The following is a 1052-nucleotide window of genomic DNA, read 5'->3' on the forward strand; positions in this document are numbered from 1 at the left end:
TGAGCGGTCGCACGAGGTCGTCTATCCAGATCATCGAGGCGCGGAGGTGGAGGCCTGCGAGGTAGCTCTCGGGCGTCTTGTCGAACCGGGTGGCGATGCCCCGCCAGGCTTTCAGTCTGTTGATCAGGCGCTCGACGGTGTTCCGCTCTTTGTAGAGGTCGGTGTCGTGGTCGACGGGTCGCCCACCCCTGCTGCCCTTCCGTTTCCGGCCGGCGGCCTGGTCCCTCTTCTCCGGGATGACGGCCTTGATGCTGCGTCCGCGCAGGTAGGCGCGGTTGGCGCGGGACGAGTAGGCCTTGTCTGCGGCGACCGCGCCGGGCCGGGTGCGAGGTCGACCGACGGGCAGACACACGCGCACCTTGGCGAGGACGGGGACGAACTGCGGGCTGTCGCCGGCCTGCCCCGCGGTCAGGACGAGCGCCAGCGGTCGGCACCTGCGGTCGGCGGCGAGATGGACCTTGCTGGTCAGCCCACCCCGCGACCTGCCGAGCAGGGCCTGTTTCAGACGGAGCTTGCGTCGCAATCGGACCCGTCTGCGCTCGTCCTGTCCGTTCTGTTCCTGCGACTCGCCCCCTTTTGTCGGGCCGCCTCCTGCTCGCGCGCGGCCTCCTCCAGGGCCTGCATGAGCTCCTCGTCGACGAGCATCCCGGCGGCGTCGTGGTGGGCGCGGACAGTCGTGGAGTCGACGCTGACCAGCGACAGGTCCGTCTTTCCCTCGCGGGCGGCCTCAGCGATCAGGCCTTCGAGCAGGGCGCTGAACACGCCGGCGTCCCGCCAAACGCGGAACCGGCCGAAGACCGTGGACCAGGGGCCGAATTCGTCAGGCATCTCCCGCCACTGGGCACTGGACCGGAACCGCCAGATCACTCCCTCAAACTGGTCACGAAGCCGTTCGGGATAGGGCCCGAACCTGCCGATCGGCAGGTAGGGCTCGATCAAACTCCACTGCTCGTCGGTGAGTTGCCTGCGCGTCACGGTCAACATTCCTACCGGGTTCTGCCCCGAAGGGAGGGCAGAACCCGAAGAATGATCACGACATCACACAGGCCCTA

The 1052-nt window shown here is 68.1% G+C and carries 1 pseudogene; it reads right to left on the reverse strand.

What is annotated here, in order from left to right:
• Positions 1-975, reverse strand: a pseudogene (locus tag AA75_RS46205) (IS5 family transposase); the annotation flags it as partial.
• Positions 976-1052 lie beyond the last annotated feature (77 nt).

It is taken from the genome of Kitasatospora sp. MBT63 (genome assembly GCF_000710465.2).
Lineage (GTDB): Bacteria > Actinomycetota > Actinomycetes > Streptomycetales > Streptomycetaceae > Kitasatospora.